The organism is Enterococcus lemanii (genome assembly GCF_016909125.1).
Lineage (GTDB): Bacteria > Bacillota > Bacilli > Lactobacillales > Enterococcaceae > Enterococcus_I > Enterococcus_I lemanii.
In genome coordinates this window covers 60,938-83,774 of the sequence record NZ_JAFBFD010000001.1, presented here as the reverse complement: position 1 = coordinate 83,774, position 22,837 = coordinate 60,938, and the positions used below count along the sequence as shown (strand labels likewise).

Below are 22,837 nucleotides of genomic sequence, written 5' to 3'. Positions count from 1 at the left end.
AAGACTAAGGAAAAAGCGTTATTTCCTTAGTCTTTTTGCGAAGAGCGAAAAGGAATCGACACAAAATTTGTGAAGATCCCTTTTTTTAAAACTTAAATATTTAAAACTTTATTTAAAAAGTCTTTTGTTCGTTCATTTGTTGGGTGATTAAAAATTTGTTCCGGTGTACCATCTTCTAAAAAGTTTCCGCCATCAATGAACATTACGCGATTAGCTACTTCTTTGGCAAATCCCATTTCATGTGTCACGATAACCATGGTCATCCCTTCTTTGGCGAGTCGTTTCATTACGTTTAGAACGTCACCGACCATTTCTGGGTCCAAAGCGGAAGTCGGTTCATCAAAAAGCATGATATCAGGTTGCATGGCTAAAGCGCGAGCAATCGCTACTCGTTGCTTTTGCCCGCCAGAAAGGCTGTCAGGAGCAACGTCTTTTTTATCGGCTAGACCGACGCTATCGAGAAGTTTTAAAGCGAGTGCTTCTGCTTCTTTACGAGACATTTTTTTTAAATCCATAGGTGCTAGAATGATATTTTCTAAAACAGAAAGATGGGGGAAAAGATTAAAGTGTTGGAAAACCATCCCAATGTGTTGGCGAATTTGATTTAAATTTGTCTTTTCACCTGTTAAATTTTCGCCATCAATTAAAATAGAGCCTGCTGAAATTTCTTCTAAACGATTTAAACATCTTAAAAAAGTTGATTTTCCTGAACCGGATGGGCCGATAATGCACACAACGTCTCCTTCGTTAATCGAAACGTTGATATCATTTAAAACAGTATTTTCACCGTATTTTTTGACTAAATTTTGTACTTTGATTTTTTCTGTCAATTAATTCACCTTCGTTTCTAATTTTTTTGCAAGTTTTGTTAGTGCAGTAATAACGACAAGGTACATAATCGCAATAATCAGATAAACGTGTGTTGTTTGCATTGTACGAGCGACGATGATTTTACCAGTTTGTAACAATTCAACGACACCAATCACAGAAATAATCGTCGTATCTTTCAATGAAATAACAAATTGGTTAATAAATGAAGGAATCATGATTTTAATGGCTTGTGGTAAAATAATTTTTTGCATTGTTCGCATGTAAGGAAGTCCCAGACTGCGGGCTGCTTCCATTTGCCCAGCAGGGACAGCGTTAATTCCTCCTCGCACGATTTCAGCAATATAAGCACTCGCGTTTAAGGTTAAAGTGATGATAGCTGCAGTAAAATCAGGGATAGTCATACCAATTGCATCAGAAAGTCCAAAGAAAATGAAAAGTGCAAGGACCATCATTGGGATTCCACGAATGATATCGACATAAATTGAAGCAATTACACGCAAAGGTTTAATAGGGGAAACACTCATCAAGCCGAAGATAATCCCGACAATTAAAGCTAGCGCAAACGAAATGAGTGCAAGTAGCATGGTTTTACCAAGACCAACTAATAAAATTTTGTAGTTGTTTTTTAGTAAACCAGAAAAAGTTGATTCGTCTACGGTTTTTACTTGTGGGTTCCCATCTTGAATATAGCGTGCTAAAATTTCTTCATACTCACCAGTTCGTTTCATTTCAGCGATTGCTTCGTTGAACATTTCAATTAATTCAGGATTTTGTCCTTTTTTTACAGCAAACCCATATTGTCCACCTGAAACACGATCAATTGGTGTTTCTATTTTTTGACCTTGGGCAATCGCATAGCCAATTACTGGATAATCATCCATTAAAGCGTCGATGGCACCGACTCTTAAAGCGTCGTATAATTGATCTGCGGCGTCGTAGTATTTAATGGTATAGCCATATTCGTCTTTATGTTCTTCCAGGTAATCGGCACTTTCAGTTCCAACTTTGGCACCAACTTTTTTCTTTTTTAAATCTTTGTAACTTTCAATTGAACGATTTCCTTCTTTGACAGCTAATTGAATCCCGCTATCAAAATAAGGAGTAGAAAAATCGAAAGCTTGTTTTCGTTGTTCGGTAATCGTCATACCGGCAATCATCGCATCTGCTTGATTACTTTCGACGGCTTGAACGGCACCTGAAAAACCAATATGATTAAATTGAACATTAAAACCTTGCATTTCAGCCGCTCGTTTTAATAGATCGACATCAATCCCAACATATTCTTGTTGGTCATTTTTGAATTCAAATGGTGCAAAAGCCGAATCACTAGCAATCAAATAAAGTTCTTTTTTAGGAGTAATTTTTTTGAAATCCTGTGTATTCGTATCGTTATTTTTAACGATATAAGTATCAATGATCTTGTCGTATTCGCCACTTTCTTTTAGTGCTTTTAAGCCGGCGTTAAACATGGTTAGTAATTCAGTATTTTCACCTTTTTTAACAGCGAAACCATAGGAATTACCTTTTTCAGGTTGGCCAATTAATTTAAATGCTTCGCCTTGGTTGATGGCGTAACCCAAAATAGGAAAATCATCAAAAATAGCAGTCAATGTGTCGTTTTTTAAAGAGCCATATAAACCTGTTGCATCTTCGTAAACTTTGATTTTATAGCCATACTCAGCTTGGTTTTCTTCTAAAAACGTCGCGCTTTCAGTACCAACTTTAGCGCCAACGGTTTTTCCTTTTAAATCTGCATAACTTTTAGTAGTCTCGTCGTCTGTTTTGACGGCCATTTGAATTCCGCTATCAAAATAAGGGTCAGAAAAATCAAACGTTTTTTTTCGTTCTTCCGTAATACTCATGCCGGCAATCATGCCATCGAGTTGGTTTGATTGGACACCTTGGATGGAAGAGTTGAAACCAAATGGGCGGAACTCTGCTTGGAAACCTTGATTTTTAGCAATCGCGTTAAACAAATCAATGTCAATTCCGACATATTCGTTTTGTTCATTTTGAAACTCAAACGGTGCGAAAGTGACGTCCGTTCCGATTTGATAAATTTTATCTTCTGCCAATACTTTGGTTGTGGAAAATAGTAAGCCACATACAAAAATTGAAAAGAGTGAAAGGGTGGCAATAAGTCTTTTCATGTGATGAATCCTCCTTCATAAACTATATTTTTGAATTATAACGTATGAAAAAGAGGTTAGGCAAGAGAATCGTCTTTTTATGAGAGAATTTTCTCCGTTTTCGTAACAAACGATGTAATAAAATATAACATTAATTAAAATTTAAAAGATCCCGTTAAAATAATCAGTAAAAAATGACGAAAATATGTTCGTGTGGTAAAATAGTTTTGTTGAAAGCCTGAACAGAAAGTGGGGAACCATATGATAGAAAAAGATATCTCTCGTCAATTTCAACTAAAATCAAAGTATCAACCAGCTGGTGATCAACCACAAGCAATCGCAGAACTCGTAGCTGGTGTTCAAAATAAAGAAAAAGCACAAATTTTACTTGGAGCAACTGGAACCGGTAAGACGTATACCATTTCAAATGTTATTCAGCAAGTAAATAAGCCGACACTGATTATGGCGCACAATAAAACTTTGGCCGGTCAATTGTATAGCGAGTTCAAAGAGTTTTTTCCAGAAAATGCGGTCGAGTATTTTGTTAGTTATTATGATTATTACCAACCAGAAGCTTATGTACCATCGAGTGATACTTATATTGAAAAAGATTCAAGTATTAATGATGAAATAGATAAATTACGCCACTCAGCCACCTCTGCTTTGTTAGAAAGAAACGATGTGATTGTGGTGGCTTCTGTTTCTTGTATTTTTGGGTTAGGGTCGCCAATGGAATATCAAAAACAAGTCGTTTCTTTAAGGACAGGGATGGAGATTTCCCGCGACCAAGTCTTAAAAGCGCTAATTGAAATTCAATTTGAACGCAATGATATTGATTTTCAGCGGGGGCGATTTCGTGTCCGTGGGGACGTTGTGGAAATTTTTCCGGCTTCCAGAGATGAACGTGCTTTGCGTGTTGAGTTTTTCGGCGATGAAATTGATCGAATTCGTGAAGTGAATGCTTTGACAGGAGAAGCGATGAGTGAAGTCGATCATGTCTCGATTTTCCCAGCCACACACTTTGTAACGGATGAAGAACATTTGGAAACAGCCATCACGGCTATTCAAGCAGAATTAGAATGGCGTTTAAGTATTTTAAGAGAAAATGAGCAACTATTAGAGGCGCAACGACTGGAGCAAAGAACAAACTATGATATCGAAATGATGCGTGAGATGGGCTACACTTCAGGTATTGAAAACTACTCGCGTCATTTAGATGGTCGAAAAGAAGGCGAGCCACCCTATACGTTAATCGACTTCTTTCCAGAAGATTTCTTAATTGTCATTGATGAATCGCACGTGACGATGCCGCAAATTCGCGGGATGTACAACGGTGACCGTGCTAGAAAGCAAATGTTAGTCGATTATGGTTTTCGCTTGCCGTCTGCTCTAGACAACCGTCCATTACAATTGGCTGAATTTGAACAACATGTGCATCAAATTATTTATGTTTCTGCCACGCCAGGTCCATATGAATATGAACAAACCGACCGCGTGATTCAACAAATCATTCGTCCGACAGGTTTGTTAGATCCGATTATCGAAGTCCGACCAATTATGGGACAAATTGATGACTTGGTTGGTGAAATTAATGATTGTGTTGAAAAAAATGAACGAGTTTTTATTACGACACTGACAAAGAAAATGTCTGAAGATTTAACCGATTATTTAAAAGAGTTAGGAATCAAAGTCAAATACCTGCATAGCGATATTAAGACTTTGGAGCGGACGGAAATTATTCGCGATTTGCGTTTAGGTGAATTTGATGTTTTGATTGGCATTAATTTGCTGCGTGAAGGATTAGATGTTCCCGAAGTGTCCCTGGTTGCGATTTTAGACGCAGATAAAGAAGGCTTTTTAAGAAGTGAGCGTTCATTAGTCCAAACAATTGGGCGAGCAGCTCGAAATTCAAAAGGGAAAGTCATTATGTACGCCGATCGTATCACGGATTCAATGGAACGAGCAATGAATGAAACCGCTCGTCGTCGAGGAATACAAGAAGCATATAATCAAGAACACGGAATTGTTCCAAAAACAATTATCAAAGAGATTCGTGATTTGATAAAAATCTCTAAAGTGGCGGAAGACTCAGAAGAATATGTTGGAACAGATTATAATCAGTTGACAAAAGCTGAGAAAGAATTATTTATTTTAAAATTAGAAGCAGAAATGCGCGCAGCAGCTAAGGCGCTTGATTTTGAAAAAGCAGCAACCTTGCGTGACACTGTATTAGAATTAAAGGCAAAATAAAAGGGAGTAATAGCATGGCAAATGATAAAATAGTTATTCGTGGAGCGCGTGCACATAATTTAAAAGATATAGATGTTACCATTCCTCGTGATCAGTTAGTTGTAGTTACAGGGCTTTCGGGTTCTGGAAAAAGTTCTTTAGCTTTTGACACCTTATATGCAGAAGGGCAAAGACGTTATGTCGAAAGCCTATCTGCATATGCTCGTCAATTTTTAGGCCAAATGGAGAAACCGGATGTTGATAGTATTGACGGTCTAAGTCCCGCTATTTCAATTGATCAAAAAACAACAAGTAAAAACCCGCGTTCAACAGTTGGAACGGTGACTGAAATTAACGATTATCTACGATTGTTATACGCACGTGTTGGTCATCCGATTTGCCCGAATGATGGGATTGAAATATCCAGTCAAACAGTAGAACAAATGGTCAATCAAGTCTTAGCATTACCCGATAAGAGCCGCATCCAAATTTTAGCACCGCTTGTTAAACAAAAAAAAGGGCAACATAAAAAGATTTTTGAAATGGTTCAAAAAGAAGGGTATGTACGTGTTCGTGTTGACGGAGAATTGTTTGACATTAGTGAGGTTCCTGAGTTAGATAAGAATAAAAAGCACGATATCGGGATTGTTGTGGATCGAATCGTGATTAAAGAAGGTATTCGCTCAAGGTTATTTGATTCGTTAGAAAGTGCACTACGACTAGCAAATGGCTATGCCCTAGTTGATGTAATTGGGCAAGAAGAACTCTTATTTAGCGAGCATTATGCATGTCCTTACTGTGGTTTTACAGTTGGCGAACTTGAACCGCGTCTATTTTCGTTTAATGCCCCATTTGGTGCTTGTTCTGAATGTGATGGTTTGGGAATAAAATTAGAAGTTGATATTGATTTAGTTGTTCCAGACCAAGGAAAGACGTTAAGAGAAGGAGCGATTGTGCCTTGGAACCCAATTAGCTCACAATATTACCCACAGATGCTAGAACAAGCATGCCAAGAATTTAATATTGATATGGATACCCCCTATGAAGATTTACCAGAAGAACAAAAAGAAATCATTTTATACGGCTCAAATGGGGAGACGTTCCATTTTCATTATGAGAATGATTTTGGTGGCGTCCGTGATGTAGAAGTTCCTTTTGAAGGCGTTATGACGAATATTAAACGCCGCTATCATGAAACAAATAGCGATTTTACACGTGAACAAATGCGTTTGTATATGACTGAATTGACTTGTCACTCATGCCAAGGTTATCGTTTAAATCCACAAGCGCTTAGTGTTAAAGTTAACCAGGCACACATAGGAGCAATTAGTGCAAAATCAATTGAGCACGTGTTAGATTTTATAACGAATCTAACATTAACGGAGCAAGAAACAGCAATTGCACGCCCAATTATCAAGGAGATTCATGACCGTTTATCTTTTTTACAAAACGTTGGCTTGGACTATCTAACATTGAGTCGTTCTTCAGGAAGTTTATCGGGAGGGGAGGCACAACGAATTCGTTTAGCAACGCAAATTGGTTCAAATCTGTCGGGAGTTTTATATATTTTAGACGAGCCTTCCATCGGGCTACACCAAAGAGACAATGACCGCTTGATTCAATCATTGCAAAAAATGCGTGACCTAGGCAACACGTTGATTGTTGTGGAGCATGATGAAGATACGATGCGTGCGGCCGATTATTTGATTGATATTGGGCCAGGAGCTGGACATGCGGGCGGTGAAATCGTTGCAGCGGGTACACCAGAAGACGTGGCGAAAAATCCCAATTCGATAACCGGGCAATATTTATCGGGCAAAAGAAAAATCCCGATCCCGGAAAAACGACGTAGTGGCAACGGACAAGCCATTAAAATTACTGGCGCAGCTGAAAATAATTTGAAGAACCTCTCAGTTGAATTTCCGTTAGGAACCTTCATTGCAGTGACTGGGGTTTCTGGATCAGGGAAATCAACCTTAGTGAATGGTATTTTAAAAAAGGCATTGGCTCAAAAGATGAATCGAAATTCTGCTAAGCCAGGTAAATTTAAAAAAATAACGGGCTACAAACAGATTGAGCGCTTAATTGATATTGATCAAAGCCCAATTGGACGCACCCCACGAAGTAACCCCGCTACTTATACGAGTGTTTTTGATGATATCCGTGATTTATTTGCTTCAACAAATGAGGCAAAAGTACGAGGGTATAAAAAAGGGCGTTTTAGCTTTAACGTAAAAGGCGGCCGTTGTGAGGCATGTAAGGGCGACGGAATCATTAAAATAGAAATGCATTTTCTGCCAGATGTCTATGTTCCTTGTGAAGTTTGCCAAGGAAAACGATATAATTCTGAAACTTTAGAAGTTCGTTATAAGGGCAAAGATATTGCTGAGATTTTAGCTTTAACTGTTGAGGATGCCGTTGAGTTCTTTAAAGCAATCCCTAAAATCCAAAGAAAACTGCAAACGATTGTTGATGTAGGTTTGGGGTATGTTACTTTAGGGCAACCAGCGACGACTTTGTCAGGTGGAGAAGCACAACGAATGAAGCTTGCCAGTGAACTACATAAAAAATCGCACGGAAAAAGTCTTTATATTTTGGATGAACCAACAACAGGCCTTCATTCAGAAGATATTGCGAAGTTATTAACGGTGCTTGAACGTTTTGTTGATCAAGGAAATACTGTTTTGGTTATTGAACATAATTTGGATGTCATTAAAACCGCCGACCACCTCATTGATATTGGCCCTGAAGGTGGTGACGGAGGTGGGATGATTATAGCAACGGGTACACCAGAAGAAATTGCCGCAGTAAAAGAAAGTTATACGGGGCAATATTTAAAAAAAGTATTACATCCATCCTAAAAAGAAAAAAAGTTACCATAATTACTGTCACTCAGACTGTGGACAAAGTACCTCGATTTTTAATCGAATCGTACTTTGTCTTTTTAATGGTCTTTTTTTACTAAACTGTTAAATAAAAAGAAAAAAACTAGATATGATACGCCTGGAATGTTATAATGGTTTAATTGATTAAGAAGGAGTGATAACAATGGCTGAAAGTTTAGAATTAGTCATCATCACTGGAATGAGCGGCGCAGGAAAAACCGTTGCTATCCAAAGTTTTGAGGATATGGGCTATTTTTGTATTGATAATATGCCACCTAACTTGGTACCAAAGTTTTGGGAATTAGTTAGAGAATCTGGGAAGGTGACGAAAATTGCTTTAGTTGTTGATTTGCGTTCGCGTTCATTTTTTGAAGAAATCCAAAATATGTTAGTAGACATTGAAAATACAGCTTTTATTGATACTCGTCTTTTATTTTTAGAAGCATCAGACAGTGAATTGGTCTCACGTTACAAAGAAACAAGAAGAACGCACCCATTGGCAATGGATGGTTTAGTAACCGAAGGAATTCGCAAAGAAAGAGGTATTTTAGCAGAACTAAAAACACGTGCCTCAATCGTGATTGATACAACAAATTTAACACCAAGACAACTAAGAGAACAAATTAATCAAGAATTTCGTTCGTCCAAAGAAACCGGCTTTCGTATTGAAATGGTTTCCTTTGGATTTAAATATGGTTTGCCGATTGATGCAGATATTGTCATGGACGTACGTTTTTTACCAAACCCACATTATATTGGAGAATTGCGTCCTCAAACCGGCTTAGATCAACCAGTCTATGATTATGTGATGAGTTTTCCCGAAACAGAAAGTTTTTATCAAAAATTTAATGATTTATTACTTAGCATTATGCCTGGTTACATTAAAGAAGGTAAAAGTAGTTTGACCGTGGCGATTGGTTGTACAGGTGGACAACACCGCTCGGTTGCTTTAACAAAAAGGATTGAAGAGTCTTTAGCACAAAAATACAAAGTGAATACCACCCATCGCGACAAAGACAAGCGGAAAGAGACGGTTAATCGCTCATGAAAATGAAAACCTACCGGATTAGAAAGCCTAAAATTGTTGTAATTGGTGGTGGCACCGGTTTGCCTGTTCTTCTTAAAAGCTTGCGCCATGAAGGGGTAGATATTACAGCAATTGTAACGGTAGCCGATGATGGTGGCAGTAGCGGTGAGCTGCGAGAGTCTCTAACGACTATCGCTCCACCTGGTGATTTACGTAATGTTTTGGTGGCATTATCAGATATGCCTAAATTTTATTCGGATATCTTTCAATATCGTTTTAAAAAAGAAGATAAGTTTTTAGCTAACCATGCTTTAGGAAATTTAATTATTGCTGCAATGGCTGAAATGCGTGAAAGTACGTACGAGGCCATTCAATTATTAACGAAGATGATGCACGTGAATGGCAATGTTTACCCATCAAGTGATGAACCACTTGTACTACATGCGGTGTTTAAAGACGGGACGAGCATATCGGGCGAATCTAAAATTGCTGCCGCTCGCAAAACGATTGACCGTGTCTACGTGACGAGCCAAAAAAATGGTTGTCCGCCAAAAGCTTCTCGTAAAGTAGTCTCCTCAATATTAGAAGCGGATTTAATTGTGCTTGGACCAGGTAGCTTGTTTACGAGTATCTTACCAAATTTAATGATTCCTGAAATTGGTGAAGCACTAGCCGAAACAAAAGCTGAAATCGCTTATGTCTGCAATATTATGACGCAAAAAGGGGAAACTGAGCACTTTACAGATACGGATCATGTTCGAGTATTGCATCAACATTTGAACAAAAAAGTAATTGATACCGTTTTGGTAAATACAGAAAAAGTTCCTGAAGGATACATGGATTTTGAAGTTTATGATGAATATTTAGTTCAAGTTGCGCATGATTTTCAAGGGTTAAGAGACGAGGGGTGCCGCGTTATTTCGACGGATTTCCTTGAATTAAGAGACGGTGGCGTCTTCCATGATGGCGATAAAGTGATTGAAGAGTTGCTACGCCTAGTATCTAGTGCAAAAGGATGATTTAAAGGAAGTGATGAAATGTCTTTTGCGGCAGAAGTAAAAAAAGAACTGACCACTTTAGAGGTGCATCGTGAACACGCGAAAGCCGAATTAGCCGCTTTAATTCGTATGAATGGTTCTGTTAGTATTACAAATCAACAACTCGTATTAAACGTACAAACAGAAAATGCAGCGATTGCTCGTCGAATTTATTCTTTATTAAAGGATCATTATCAGGTTAGAAGTGAATTGCTTGTTCGACGAAAAATGAAACTAAAGAAAAATAATGTCTATATTGTTCGATTAAAACAAGAAACAAGAGAAGTCTTAGATGATTTAGGAATATTAGAAGGTATGATGGTTCATAGTCATGTTTCAGATGAAATTATGGGGAACGTTCAAAAGATGCGTTCGTATTTAAGAGGGGCGTTTATGGCAACGGGTTCCGTGAATAACCCTGAAACAAGCCGTTACCATTTAGAAATTTACTCAACTTATGAAGAACATAATCAAGATATTTGTGATATGCTAAATTATTATAATTTAAATGCACGAACCTTAGAACGAAGAAATGGCTATATCTCTTATTTAAAAGGGGCCGAGCAAATTGCTGATTTTTTAACATTAATTGGAGCAACCAATTCAATGTTAAAATTTGAAGACGTTCGAATTGTACGAGACATGCGCAATTCAGTCAATCGCATTGTAAACTGTGAAAATGCCAATATGAACAAAACGATTGACGCGGCTTCCAGACAGATTGAAAATATTCAATTTATCGAAAATCGAGTGGGGTTGTCTGCATTACCAGATAAATTACAAGAAATTGCAGAGTTAAGGTTAGAAAATCCAGAAGTTAGCTTGAAGGAACTAGGTGAAATGATTCCTTCTGGTGCCATTTCAAAATCCGGTATTAACCACCGAATTCGGAAAATTAACGAATTTGCCGATAAATTACGGGAGAGTATGAAATGATAAAGTAAGATTTCTTTGCGTTTTATCATGGAACACTATGCACCCATATTTGTTTGTGGTAAGATATTTTTATTGAAAAATCGTGAAAAAGAGAGTGTATTTACATGGAACAAAAGAAATTTATCCCTATTTTATTAGGTAGTGATATGAATGTTTATGGAATGGCAAAGGCTTTTCATGAAGCATATGGCATTCAAAGTGTTGCCTATGCAGACCATATTTTAGCACCAACAAAATATAGCAAGATTGTGACTGTGCACACCATTTCAGGCTTTTCGCAAGACCCAGTCTTTACTGATACTTTAGTTCAGTTAGCTAAATCAGTTTATCAAGATCCTAAAGTTAAATATTTATTAATTCCTTGTGGCGATGGCTATGCAGAATTATTATCAAAAAATAAAGAAATCTTAGCACCTTATTATACTTTTATTGCCAATGATTTTTCTTTATTTAAGCAATTAGTAAACAAAGTCGCATTTTATGAAACTTGTGATCAATATGACCTGCCGTATCCTGAAACATTGATTATTAGTCAAACGTCTTTAGTAAATGGGAAATTTGTCGGAGAATTGCCGTTTTCATTTCCCATTGCTTTAAAACCAGCTAATAGCGTTGAGTGGCTTTCAATTGAATTTGAAGGACGAAAAAAGGCGTATGTTATTCAAGAACGCGCTGAGTTTGAAGAAGTTATTCAAAAAATTTATGAAGCTGGCTATCAAAGTGAAATGATTGCTCAGGATTTTATCCCTGGCGATGATAGCTACATGCGTGTGTTAAACGCGTATGTAGACCAGAATCACCAAGTTCGCATGATGGGGCTAGGACATCCTTTATTAGAAGATCCAACTCCTGGTTCGGTTGGGAATTATGTTGTGATTTTACCCGATGAAAATCCTGCTCTTTATCAGTTAATGGAAAAGTTTTTAAAAGACATTCGCTATGTTGGTTTTGCGAACTTCGATATGAAATACGATGTACGTGATGGTCAGTATAAACTTTTTGAAATTAATTTACGACAAGGTCGAAGTAGTTATTTCTTAACATTAAATGGTCTAAATTTAGCAGAAGCAATCACCAATGATTTAGTTTTCCATAAACCTTTTGTTCAAACAATTTATGGGAAAAAAGAAACACAGGACTCGAAAATATGGTTAGGAGTTCCTAAGAAAATCTTTTTGAAATACGCAAAAGAGAATGATGATAAAAAAAGAGGCATCGCACTACTGGATGCTGGCAAAGTTGGGACGACACTTTTTTATACAAAGGATAAATCCCTTCGCCGATACTTATTAATGAAACGTGCTTTTTATAATTACCATGAACGTTTCAAAAAGTATTTTCAAGTGAAAGAAGGTTAATAATGGAAAACTTTTTTAGTATTCTAGGTGGCATGGGAACGATGGCAACCGAAAGTTTTATTCATTTGCTAAATCAAAGAGTGAACGCTCACTGCGATCAAGAATATTTAAATTATGTTTTATTTAATCATGCAACCGTTCCAGATCGTACTGCCTATATTCTTGATCCAAGTCAGCCAAACCCGTTACCTTATTTAATTGCTGATATTGAAAAACAAAATTTACTAAACCCAGCTTTTATTGTTTTGACTTGTAATACCGCGCATTATTTCTTTGAAGAACTACAAAGTCGCACGGCTATTCCTATTTTACATATGCCAAAAGAAGCAGTAAAAAAAGTTCGTGAGCAGTTAGAAACTGGCAAAGTTGCTTTTTTAGGAACAGAAGGAAGTCTTAAGTCTGGAATCTATGAAAATGAATTAATTCAAGCTGGATTGGAAGTTTATTTGCCGGATGCTTCTTTGCAACAAAAAATCAACTATTTAATTTATCATGAAATAAAAGAAAATAGTCGTTTAAATAAAGATTTGTATTTTGAAATTTTAGCTGAGGTAAAAAAAGCAGGTTGTAGTCAAGCAATTTTAGGTTGTACCGAACTGTCTTTGATTGAAGCGCAATTTCCAAATCATGGTTATACAGTCGTTGACGCGCAATCAGTCCTGGTCGATCGAACAATTGAGGAAGCTTTGGCACTAAGAAAATAAATATAGGACGTGGTTGACCATTCATAAAAAGCCTGATTGATTCCAGAGTGCTTAGGTAATGGTGAATAACCAACGTCTTATTTTTATTTTTACTATTCAAAAAACAAAAAAAGGCACGAAGTTTTATATTTACGTATGATATAATGATATTACCAAAAAAGGAAGGAGCGGTCCTCAAATGAATTGGCTGCATATATTTAGTTTTGAATATTGGCGACAATTTTTTTCTACAGACCTGTTATCAAGTCCTCTAATTATTAATTTATTAGACATTTTGGTTGTTTGGTTTATTATTTATAAGCTTATTCAATTATTGAGGAAAACAAAAGCGATCCAATTGCTAAAAGGTGTGGCGGTCTTCATCGCAATTCGAGCGGTTGCTGAAATTATTGGCTTACATACTCTTTCTTGGTTGATGGATCAAGTGATTATTTATGGTGTAATCGCTGGGATTGTCATTTTTCAACCAGAAATTCGCCGAGGCTTAGAACATTTAGGCCGAACACCGATGTTTACAACAAGTAAGGCGAAACGCGACAATGGCGAACAAATTATGAGTGCTTTTGATAAAGCTTTGCAGTACATGGCAAAACGTAAAATTGGCGCACTGATTACAATTGAAAAAAACACGTTGCTAGATGAGTATATTGAAACGGGGATTCCTTTAGATGCAGATATTTCAGCCGAATTATTAATTAATATTTTTATACCAAATACACCATTACACGATGGAGCCGTAATTGTTCGCCAAGATAAGATTGCGGTGGCGTGTGCGTACTTGCCTTTATCTGAAAGTCTAATCATTCCAAAACATTTTGGTACGCGTCACCGAGCGGCTGTAGGTGTTTCAGAAGTAAGTGATGCGCTGACTTTAATTGTCTCAGAAGAAACGGGTGAGGTAAGTATCGCCTATAATAATCATCTTTATTCAAATTTATCACAAGAAGAATATTTGTTAATGCTAAAAGAAGCATTTGTACTAGAAGAAAAAGATCAAGAAAAGAAGAATTTCTTTGCTACGATTTGGCAAGAATTTAATAAAGTCAATCGAGGTGATAAGTAATGTTTACTAAGGAACGGCAATCCAACTTATTGTATGGCATTTTGGCGTTGTTGTTTAGTGTGTTACTTTACTTTAACGCAAATGGTTCAAGTGTTTCTAATCCAATTACGTCACCGAGTACGCTTGAAGAAACAATAAGTGATGTTGTTATTCAGCCGATTTATGATACTGAAAAGTACTTTGTCCAAGGTTATCAACCAACGGCGACGGTTCGACTAAGCAGTTTGAATCGGATTTTATTAAATGGTGAAGCCAATGAAGAAACACGCTCTTTTCGAGTGGTTGCTGACTTAACGGGTTTAACAGAAGGGACACATGTGGTTCCTTTGAAAGTTCAAAACTTAACAACCGGCGTGACCGCATTGATTGACCCAACGAGCATTACTGTTACAATCGAACAGTTAGTGACTAAAAAATTTCCAGTTGATGTTCACGTTGCAGATGAAAACTTAGCTACAGGGTATGAATTAACGGAGATATCAAGTTCGCCAATGGAAGTCGAAGTAACGACTGGTGATCAAAGCATGGAAGAAATTAAAAAAGTAACAGCCAATCTAGAAAATTTAACGGACTTAGATAAGCGTTTGACAAAAGAAGTATCCGTAAATGCGTTAAATGATAAAGGCGAAATTATAAATGCTGTTTTATCACCGAATAAAGTCAAAGTAACATTAAATGTAAAAATGCCAAGTAAGGAAATACCTTTATATATAGAGCAAACAGGGATTGTTCCTGAAGACGTGCAAGATTTTGAATATGAGTTAAATCAATTAAGTGTCGTATTATATGGCTCTTCAGAATTACTTGATCATTATTCTAGTTTGGGCATTCCATTAGATATTACCAATATTAGGGAAAAAACGCAGAAAACGTTAAGTATGCCGGCCATTTCAGGTTTGATTATTCAACCACAACAAGTCGAAGTAACGATTACACCAAATATAATTAAACAAGAAGAACCTGCAAACTCCACCAGTTCCTCGACACAAGCACCTGCTTCGTCGGAGTCGACTGATATTTCAAAAGACAGTGAAACAAAAAAGCTGACAGAAACGGAGCCAAGCACGTCCTCTTCAACATAACTAAAAACTTGAAACACAAAGGAGAAAGAAATAATGGGTAAGTATTTTGGAACAGATGGTGTACGCGGTGAAGCGAATAAGGAATTAACACCAGAATTAGCATTTAAATTAGGTCGCTGTGGGGGCTATGTTTTGAGCCAGCATGAAACTGGTGAAAGAAGACCACGTGTTTTAGTTGGGCGAGATACTCGAATTTCAGGACAATTATTAGAAAGTGCCTTAATTGCAGGTTTGCTATCGGTTGGAATTGAAGTATTCCAATTAGGAGTGATTTCTACTCCGGGTGTGGCGTACTTAACTCGAACACAAAAAGCAAGTGCGGGGGTAATGATTTCAGCTTCACACAACCCAGCTCTTGATAACGGGATTAAATTTTTCGGTAATGATGGCTTTAAATTAGTTGATGAACAAGAATTAGAAATTGAAGCCTTAATTGATGCAAAAGAAGATATCTTGCCTAGACCATCTGCTCAAGGGTTAGGGACAGTAGAAGAATTTCCAGAAGGATTATTAAAATACTCACAATTTTTAACGCAGACGATTACAGGTGATTTAGCCGGTCTAAAAGTATGCGTTGACGGTGCAAACGGGGCAACGACACCAATCGTTAATCGCTTGTTTGCGGATTTGGATACGGAGTTTTATACGATGGGGACATCGCCTAATGGTTTAAATATTAATGATGGGGTTGGTTCAACTCATCCTGAAAAATTAGCTGAGTTTGTAGTTGAAAAACAAGCGGATGTGGGACTAGCTTTTGATGGCGATGGTGACCGGATTATTGCAGTCGATGAATTAGGGAATATTGTGGATGGCGACAAAATTATGTATATTTGTGCTAAATATTTAGCGCAGCAAAAGCGCTTGAAAAAAGATACGATTGTTACGACAGTGATGAGTAACTTAGGTTTCCATAAAGCGGTAGAAGCAATTGGTTTGAAAGATGTCATTACGCAAGTTGGTGATCGCTATGTAGTTGAAGAAATGCGTAAAAATGACTATAACTTTGGTGGGGAACAATCTGGCCATATGATCTTTTTAGACTTTAATACAACTGGCGATGGGATGTTATCTGGGATCCAATTGTTAAACGTCATGAAACAAACAGGTAAAAAATTATCCGAATTAGCTGGCGAAGTGACAATCTATCCTCAAAAATTAGTCAATATTCGCGTTTCGGACAAAGAAGGTGCGATGGAAGTTCCTGCGATTAAAGCAGTTATTGAAGAAGCAGAAGCAGAAATGGCTGGCAATGGCCGGATTTTAGTTCGTCCTTCAGGGACCGAACCATTACTACGCGTCATGGCAGAAGCACCAACAGATGAACTTGTGGAATATTATGTTGAAAAAATAGCAGCAGTTGTTCGTCAAGAAATTGGGTTAAATTAATAAAAACAGTGAGGAATTACGATTCTTCACTGTTTTTCACTCTAAATAAAACAATCAAAAAAACTCGGCAATGACTTGAGGTCACGACCGAGTTTTTTGATTGTTGTTATTTTGTAGATTCTTTTTTCAATAGACCGAAAATAACGCCTGAAACAACGGCTCCTGCTAAAATGAAGATTAAGTAGAGAATTGGTTGACTTAACAACAAGACAACGAAAATTCCACCATGTGGCGCTAATAACTTGATACCAAAAGCACCAACTAATCCACCCGCTAAAGCAGAACCAGCCATAAAGCTTGGAATAGCACGTAATGGGTCAGCAGCCGCAAAAGGAATGGCACCTTCTGTTACAAAAGATAGACCCATGACAATATTGGTTAAACCTGCTTCACGTTCTTGTTGGGTGAATTTGTTTTTAAATAAACGAGTAGCAACAAAGATGGCAAGAGGAGGAACCATTCCAGCAGCCATAACAGAAGCCATCACGACACTACCACCTGTTGCAACGGAAGCAGCCAAAGTACCTGTACCAAACACATAGGCAGCTTTATTAATCGGTCCGCCTAAATCAGCAGCCATCATAATTCCTAATAAAACACCAAGTAAAGCAGCGTTGGTACCATCCATACCACTTAAGAAGTTATTTAAACCATCGTTAATAATTTTCATAGGGACATTAATTAATAACATTAATAAACCAGTGATTAATAGACCAAAGAATGGATAAAATAAAATTGTTTTGATACCATCAAGTGATTTTGGTAAGTTTTTCAATAGTTTTCTTAAGAAGACAATGACATAACCAGCTAGGAAACCACCGACTAGAGCACCAAGGAAACCAGCGCCACCAGAACTAGCTAAAGCGCCGGCTGCAAAACCTGCGACAAGTCCAGGGCGATCACTAATACTCATCGCGATGTAACCTGCTAAGACTGGTAACATGAAGCCAAATGCGGCCCCACCAATTTGGTTAAACCAAGCAGCTTGTGCATGATAAGAACCTAATTGTCCTAGTGAGTCAACGGGTACACCCATAAATTGGTCAATCATAAATGAAATCGCGATTAAAATCCCACCAGCAATTACAAAAGGCAACATATGAGAAACGCCGTTCATTAGATTTTTATAAATTTGTTGGCCAAATGATTCATCCGTTGACGCTTCTTCAACGGCACTACCATCACCATGGAAAAGAGGTGGGTTGCCATTAACCGCTTCGTTAATCAAGCTTTCTGTTTTACGAATCCCATCGCTTACTGGCCGATTGATTAATGGTTTGCCATCAAAACGATTCATCTCAACTTTTTTATCGGCAGCAACAATGACCGCTTGAGCGCGCTCAATATCTTCTTTGGTTAATTTATTTTTAATTCCTTCAGAGCCATTTGTTTCGACTTTAATTTCAACCCCCATTTCAGCCGCTTTTTTCTTTAAGGCATCTGCGGCCATGAAAGTGTGGGCAATTCCAGTTGGACAAGCAGTAACTGCAACAATAAAGGGACGAGGTGTGTCACTTGGTGTTGCTTTTACTTCGGTTGTCTCTGCTTCTTGTTCGACTTCGCTAAATAACGCTTGAACTTCTTCAGGAGAAGCCGCTTTTTTTAATTCAGCAATAAAAGTAGGATCAATCAAACGGCCAGACAAAGCAGCTAAAGCTTGTAAATGCGTGTTATTGGCTCCTTCTGGGGCAGCAATCATGAAGAATAAGAAAGTTGGCTGCCCATCAAGCGCTTCATAATCTAAACCTTGCGCACTTTTGGCAAATAAAACAGCGGGTTGTTTTACTGCTGAATTTTTTGCGTGAGGCATCGCAACACCGTCACCTAACCCGGTTGAAGTTTGTGCTTCTCTAGCTAAAATCCCTTCTTTAAAAACGTCAATGTCAGAAATAATGTTTTTATCAAACAATTTTTGCACCATTTCATCAATTGCTCCGCGTTTATCTGTTGCTTTTAAATCTAGAATCATTAAGTCTTTTAATAATAATTCGTTAATTTCCATTTTCATTCTCCTCAATTTGGGTGATTTTTACTTCTTTTACCAACTCTAAAATCAAATCTTCTTTTGCTAAATCATCTGAAAATGCAGTAGCACTTCCACAAGCAACGCCCCAAACAAAAGCATCAATAGGATCATTCGTTTGTTTATAACGCCCGACAAAACCAGCAATCATAGAGTCGCCCGCACCGACAGAGTTTTTTAAAGGTCTCTTTAAAACGTTTGAACGATAAACGCCTTCATTCGTAAAAAGTAATGCTCCGTCACCGGCCATTGAAATAATGACATGTTGCGCGCCGTCATTTAAAAGTTTTTTTCCGTAATAAACAAGTTCATCGATGGAAGAAATGCTTGTATTGTACATTTCTGATAACTCATCTTTATTTGGTTTAATTACAAGAGGATGGTAAGGAACGGCAGCAAGTAAAGCGTCTCCTGTTGTGTCGATAACAAACTGTGCGTCTTTTTCAATAATTTTTTTTATTAGTTTTTCGTAAAAGTCAGTTGAAAGACTTTTTGGGATACTACCGGCAAGAACGACTAAGTCTTCTTTTGTTAATTGATCGAAAGGTTCCAAAAATCGTTGAATTTCTTCTTCGTTAATGGTTGGTCCAAGTCCGTTAATTTCTGTTTCAAGATCGGATTTTAATTTTACGTTAATACGCGTATCTTGCGAAATTTTAGTAAAGTCCGTTTGAACACCTTCTTGTTTTAACCAATCGTCAATAAAATTTCCGGTAAAACCACCAAGAAATCCCCAAGCCGTCGTATTCGTTTGCAAACGATGTAAAATTCTTGAGACGTTAATCCCTTTACCACCTGGTAGTTTTAAATCCTTAGTCATCCGATTGACTTCGCCCATTTTCAAATGGTCTGCGTGCACAATATAATCAATCGATGGATTTAACGTTACAGTGTAAATCATTTTGTTACCTCCATTATTTTTGTTTGTTTTTCAATTGGTTTCAGCAATTCTTTTGGACAACTATTCGTGATGATGTGTGCTTGATCTAATGAAAGAAATTGCGCGAAACTTCTACGGTTGAATTTTGAGTAATCAGCTAAGACATAAGTATGAGTACCCTGAGTAGCGGCCATTTGTTTTAAGTAAGCTTCTTCGGAATCAGGAGTAGTAAAACCAGCTTGGAGGTCAATGCCGTTAGTACCTAGAAAGACACGATCAAAATACATCTTTTGAACTTGTTGTAAGGCTGTCGCACCGATAATTGCCAAAGTGGAAGATTTAATCGTTCCGCCTAGAATAATTGCTTCAAAACCTAATTCGGTTAAATGAACACCGTGAGAAATCGCATTTGTAACAATCTTTAAATTGGCATCTTTTGGCAAGTAGTTGATCATTTCAAGCGTTGTTGAGCCGGCATCTAAATAAATAATTTCATTTGGTTGAACAAATCGTGCGGCAAATTGCGCGATGGCTTGTTTCTCATCGTGATTTTTTTGCGTCTTTTCTTTTAAAGAAGCTTCATAGGTAAGTGGATCTTTTCTTTGGGCACCTCCGTGAACGCGGATTAAAGCCCCTTGATCTTCTAGTGTCTGCAAGTCTCTTCGTAAAGTGGATTCAGAAATACCTAAGGTGGCGAGCAATTCATGAATAGTAACCATCTCTTGTGCATCTAGTATTTGAAGAATTAATAGATGCCTCTCGGTTGTAAGCATTTACATCCCTCCTTCGAATGTATAATAGCATGGTATGAAAAATAAATCAATCAAAAACAACCAAAATCAATCATAAACAATCATAGCGGTATTTTCAATCCTTTTAGTTAAAAAAAGGATTTGTTTCAAAGGCTATTTTTATTTTCAATGTCTAACAGTCGTTGTTCTCTTTGAGAGTGAAGGAGAAAATGCTATAATTGTTAAGATTGAAAAAAGAAAGGATGTTGGAATTTCATGTCGTCCAAAAAATCATTATTAAACGGAATGAATGAGCAACAAAAAAAAGCAGTACAAACGACTGAGGGACCTTTATTGCTCATGGCTGGAGCAGGTAGTGGGAAAACGCGTGTGTTAACGCATCGTATTGCTTACTTAATTGAAGAAAAAATGGTGAACCCTTGGAACATATTAGCCATTACTTTTACGAATAAAGCGGCTCGTGAAATGAAAGAACGAGTTAGCCAATTACTTGGTGCACAAGGCGATGATGTCTGGGTTTCAACGTTTCATTCAATGTGTGTACGCATTTTAAGGCGCGAAATTGATCGAATTGGTTATGAACGGAATTTTACGATTATTGATTCATCTGAACAGCTAACATTAATGAAAAGAATTTTAAAAGAATTGAACATTGATCCAAAAAAATACGAAGCTCGTGGTATTTTAGCGGCTATTTCAAATGCAAAAAATAGTTTATTAACACCAAAAAAATATGAAGCACAGCAAGGTGATTTTTTTGAGAAAATCGTCGCGAAGTGTTATATACGTTACCAAAAAGAATTGCAATTCAATCAATGTATGGATTTTGATGACTTGATTATGAATACGATTCGTTTGTTTAACGAAGTACCCGAAGTTTTAGGCTATTATCAAAATAAATTTCAATATATTCACGTCGATGAGTATCAAGATACGAACCATGCACAATATACATTAGTCAATTTATTAGCGGCTCGTTTTCGTAATCTTTGTGTCGTTGGAGATGCGGATCAAAGTATTTATGGTTGGCGTGGGGCCGATATGCAAAATATTTTAGATTTTGAAAAAGACTACCCATTAGCTCAAGTAATTTTGTTAGAGCAAAACTATCGCTCAAGTAAAACCATTTTAACAGCAGCGAATCAAGTCATTCAAAACAATCGGAATCGTCGTGCCAAAAAACTATGGACCGATAAAGAGGAAGGCGCTAAAATTACTTATTATCGTGGGGAAAGTGAACGCGATGAAGGGCAATTTATCGTGCGCCAAATTGGACAAGAAATGCAAGCGCAAAATCGTCAATTTTCAGATTTTGCGGTTTTGTATCGAACCAATGCCCAATCGCGTGCCATTGAAGACGCGCTCTTAAGAGCCAATGTGCCTTATACAATGGTTGGGGGCCACAAGTTCTACGACCGCAAAGAAATAAAAGATATTTTAGCTTATTTGAGTGCCATTGCGAATCCAAGTGATTCTTTGAGTTTAGAACGAATTGTTAATGTCCCCAAAAGAGGCATTGGCGCAAGCTCCGTCGAAAAATTACGCCACTTTGCTGCTTTGCATGAATGGCCGCTATTAGAAGCAGCTCAGAATGCTGATCTTGCCAATATTTCTGGTAAAGCTGGTCGTGAATTAAAAGCTTTCGGTGAAATAATGGCAAGTTTCACTCAAATGATTCCCTATTTATCTGTTACGGAATTAACGGAAGAAGTGTTAGAAAAAAGTGGTTACCTGAATGATTTGCGTATCCAAAACACGTTAGAGGCGCAAACCAGAATGGAAAACTTAGAGGAATTCTTAACCGTAACGACTGAATTTGATAAACGATTTAAATTGGAAGCACAAGACAATGAGGCGTCACCAGAAGAAAAACTCGTCATATTTTTAAATGAATTGGCCTTATTATCGGATATTGATTCGTATGAAGAAGTGACTTCCCAAGTAACATTAATGACTTTGCATGCAGCCAAAGGTCTTGAATTTCCGATTGTTTTTTTAATCGGAATGGAAGAAAATATCTTCCCGCTTTCACGTTCATTGACTGAAGAAAAAGATTTGGAAGAAGAGCGTCGTTTAGCTTATGTTGGGATTACACGTGCGGAAGAAAAGCTCTATCTAACCAATGCTTCTTACCGTATGCTATATGGCCGGGCACAATCAAATCAACCGTCACGTTTTATCCGTGAAATCGATGAAGATCTTTTGGTACAAACAAGCGCGCATTCAACAGCCCCTAAAAAAGTTGCCCAGCCGCAGTATTTAAAACCCAAGTATCACCAAACGACTAAAGTTGGCGTTAGTCACAAACAAGCAACCGGTGGCGAAAACCAAGATTGGCGCGTCGGAGATAAAGCCACGCACAAAGTTTGGGGCGTTGGAACGGTCGTTCAAGTGAGTGGGCAAGGAGAAAAAACCGAATTATCAATCGCTTTTGCCCAACAAGGCATCAAGCGCTTATTAGCAGCCTTTGCCCCGATTGAAAAAGTTTAAATTCGCTTTATAAATTAGATTA

General features: G+C 37.5%; 16 protein-coding genes. 11 read left to right on the top strand and 5 right to left on the bottom strand.

The window, feature by feature from the left end; genetic code table 11:
- Positions 1-92 precede the first annotated feature (92 nt).
- Complete coding sequence (locus JOD14_RS00385; protein ID WP_204652701.1) at positions 93-830, bottom strand: amino acid ABC transporter ATP-binding protein; 738 nt, start codon at positions 828-830, stop codon at positions 93-95.
- Positions 831-2,981: an amino acid ABC transporter substrate-binding protein/permease gene (locus tag JOD14_RS00380; RefSeq protein WP_204652700.1), complete on the bottom strand. Its 2,151-nt coding sequence runs from the start codon at positions 2,979-2,981 to the stop codon at positions 831-833.
- Between the two features lie 240 nt (positions 2,982-3,221).
- Between JOD14_RS00380 and uvrB the strand changes: the two genes are divergently transcribed.
- From uvrB to glmM, 10 genes are all read left to right on the top strand, one after another.
- On the top strand, positions 3,222-5,210 hold the full coding sequence (gene uvrB, locus JOD14_RS00375) for an excinuclease ABC subunit UvrB (protein ID WP_239576010.1): 1,989 nt from the start codon (positions 3,222-3,224) through the stop codon (positions 5,208-5,210).
- 14 nt (positions 5,211-5,224) lie between these two features.
- Positions 5,225-8,050 (top strand): excinuclease ABC subunit UvrA, encoded by a 2,826-nt coding sequence (gene uvrA / locus JOD14_RS00370; protein WP_204652699.1) that lies wholly within the window; start codon positions 5,225-5,227, stop codon positions 8,048-8,050.
- A gap of 187 nt (positions 8,051-8,237) precedes the next feature.
- Positions 8,238-9,122: an RNase adapter RapZ gene (gene rapZ / locus JOD14_RS00365; protein WP_204652698.1), complete on the top strand. Its 885-nt coding sequence runs from the start codon at positions 8,238-8,240 to the stop codon at positions 9,120-9,122.
- Positions 9,119-10,120, top strand: coding sequence for a gluconeogenesis factor YvcK family protein (locus JOD14_RS00360; protein WP_204652697.1), 1,002 nt, complete (start codon positions 9,119-9,121; stop codon positions 10,118-10,120). The genes rapZ and JOD14_RS00360 overlap by 4 nt, the downstream gene beginning before the upstream one ends.
- Before the next feature lie 18 nt (positions 10,121-10,138).
- Complete coding sequence (gene whiA, locus JOD14_RS00355) at positions 10,139-11,074, top strand: DNA-binding protein WhiA (RefSeq protein WP_204652696.1); 936 nt, start codon at positions 10,139-10,141, stop codon at positions 11,072-11,074.
- A gap of 104 nt (positions 11,075-11,178) precedes the next feature.
- Complete coding sequence (locus JOD14_RS00350; protein ID WP_204652695.1) at positions 11,179-12,432, top strand: carboxylate--amine ligase; 1,254 nt, start codon at positions 11,179-11,181, stop codon at positions 12,430-12,432.
- Positions 12,433-12,434: 2 nt separating this feature from the next.
- Positions 12,435-13,136 (top strand): amino acid racemase, encoded by a 702-nt coding sequence (locus tag JOD14_RS00345; RefSeq protein ID WP_204652694.1) that lies wholly within the window; start codon positions 12,435-12,437, stop codon positions 13,134-13,136.
- Between the two features lie 178 nt (positions 13,137-13,314).
- Positions 13,315-14,199, top strand: coding sequence for a diadenylate cyclase CdaA (gene cdaA, locus JOD14_RS00340; RefSeq protein ID WP_204652693.1), 885 nt, complete (start codon positions 13,315-13,317; stop codon positions 14,197-14,199).
- Complete coding sequence (locus tag JOD14_RS00335) at positions 14,199-15,281, top strand: CdaR family protein (RefSeq protein ID WP_204652692.1); 1,083 nt, start codon at positions 14,199-14,201, stop codon at positions 15,279-15,281. Before cdaA ends, JOD14_RS00335 begins: the two co-directional genes overlap by 1 nt.
- A 33-nt stretch (positions 15,282-15,314) precedes the next feature.
- Complete coding sequence (gene glmM / locus JOD14_RS00330; protein WP_204652691.1) at positions 15,315-16,670, top strand: phosphoglucosamine mutase; 1,356 nt, start codon at positions 15,315-15,317, stop codon at positions 16,668-16,670.
- A 106-nt stretch (positions 16,671-16,776) separates the two neighbouring features.
- Here glmM and JOD14_RS00325 read toward each other — a convergent pair whose 3' ends face one another.
- From JOD14_RS00325 to JOD14_RS00315, 3 genes are read right to left on the bottom strand one after another with little or no spacing between them, the layout of a single operon-like run.
- Entirely contained in the window at positions 16,777-18,672 is a 1,896-nt protein-coding gene (locus tag JOD14_RS00325) for a PTS fructose transporter subunit IIABC (protein ID WP_204652690.1), read from the bottom strand.
- Positions 18,662-19,594, bottom strand: coding sequence for a 1-phosphofructokinase (gene pfkB, locus JOD14_RS00320; protein WP_204652689.1), 933 nt, complete (start codon positions 19,592-19,594; stop codon positions 18,662-18,664). Before pfkB ends, JOD14_RS00325 begins: the two co-directional genes overlap by 11 nt.
- Complete coding sequence (locus JOD14_RS00315; RefSeq protein ID WP_204652688.1) at positions 19,591-20,346, bottom strand: DeoR/GlpR family DNA-binding transcription regulator; 756 nt, start codon at positions 20,344-20,346, stop codon at positions 19,591-19,593. Before JOD14_RS00315 ends, pfkB begins: the two co-directional genes overlap by 4 nt.
- A gap of 234 nt (positions 20,347-20,580) precedes the next feature.
- On the opposite strand from JOD14_RS00315, the gene pcrA reads away from it, so the two are divergent.
- Positions 20,581-22,815: a DNA helicase PcrA gene (pcrA, locus tag JOD14_RS00310; protein WP_204652687.1), complete on the top strand. Its 2,235-nt coding sequence runs from the start codon at positions 20,581-20,583 to the stop codon at positions 22,813-22,815.
- Positions 22,816-22,837 lie beyond the last annotated feature (22 nt).

What these genes read in the sequence shown, in the direction of transcription:
- JOD14_RS00380 (WP_204652700.1), bottom strand. Translation starts at nt 2,981, where the DNA reads ATGAAAAGACTTATTGCCACCCTTTCACTCTTTTCAATTTTTGTATGT.
- uvrB (WP_239576010.1), top strand. Translation starts at nt 3,222, where the DNA reads ATGATAGAAAAAGATATCTCTCGTCAATTTCAACTAAAATCAAAGTAT.
- uvrA (WP_204652699.1), top strand. Translation starts at nt 5,225, where the DNA reads ATGGCAAATGATAAAATAGTTATTCGTGGAGCGCGTGCACATAATTTA.
- rapZ (WP_204652698.1), top strand. Translation starts at nt 8,238, where the DNA reads ATGGCTGAAAGTTTAGAATTAGTCATCATCACTGGAATGAGCGGCGCA.
- JOD14_RS00360 (WP_204652697.1), top strand. Translation starts at nt 9,119, where the DNA reads ATGAAAATGAAAACCTACCGGATTAGAAAGCCTAAAATTGTTGTAATT.
- whiA (WP_204652696.1), top strand. Translation starts at nt 10,139, where the DNA reads ATGTCTTTTGCGGCAGAAGTAAAAAAAGAACTGACCACTTTAGAGGTG.
- JOD14_RS00350 (WP_204652695.1), top strand. Translation starts at nt 11,179, where the DNA reads ATGGAACAAAAGAAATTTATCCCTATTTTATTAGGTAGTGATATGAAT.
- JOD14_RS00345 (WP_204652694.1), top strand. Translation starts at nt 12,435, where the DNA reads ATGGAAAACTTTTTTAGTATTCTAGGTGGCATGGGAACGATGGCAACC.
- cdaA (WP_204652693.1), top strand. Translation starts at nt 13,315, where the DNA reads ATGAATTGGCTGCATATATTTAGTTTTGAATATTGGCGACAATTTTTT.
- JOD14_RS00335 (WP_204652692.1), top strand. Translation starts at nt 14,199, where the DNA reads ATGTTTACTAAGGAACGGCAATCCAACTTATTGTATGGCATTTTGGCG.
- glmM (WP_204652691.1), top strand. Translation starts at nt 15,315, where the DNA reads ATGGGTAAGTATTTTGGAACAGATGGTGTACGCGGTGAAGCGAATAAG.
- JOD14_RS00325 (WP_204652690.1), bottom strand. Translation starts at nt 18,672, where the DNA reads ATGGAAATTAACGAATTATTATTAAAAGACTTAATGATTCTAGATTTA.
- pfkB (WP_204652689.1), bottom strand. Translation starts at nt 19,594, where the DNA reads ATGATTTACACTGTAACGTTAAATCCATCGATTGATTATATTGTGCAC.
- JOD14_RS00315 (WP_204652688.1), bottom strand. Translation starts at nt 20,346, where the DNA reads ATGCTTACAACCGAGAGGCATCTATTAATTCTTCAAATACTAGATGCA.
- pcrA (WP_204652687.1), top strand. Translation starts at nt 20,581, where the DNA reads ATGTCGTCCAAAAAATCATTATTAAACGGAATGAATGAGCAACAAAAA.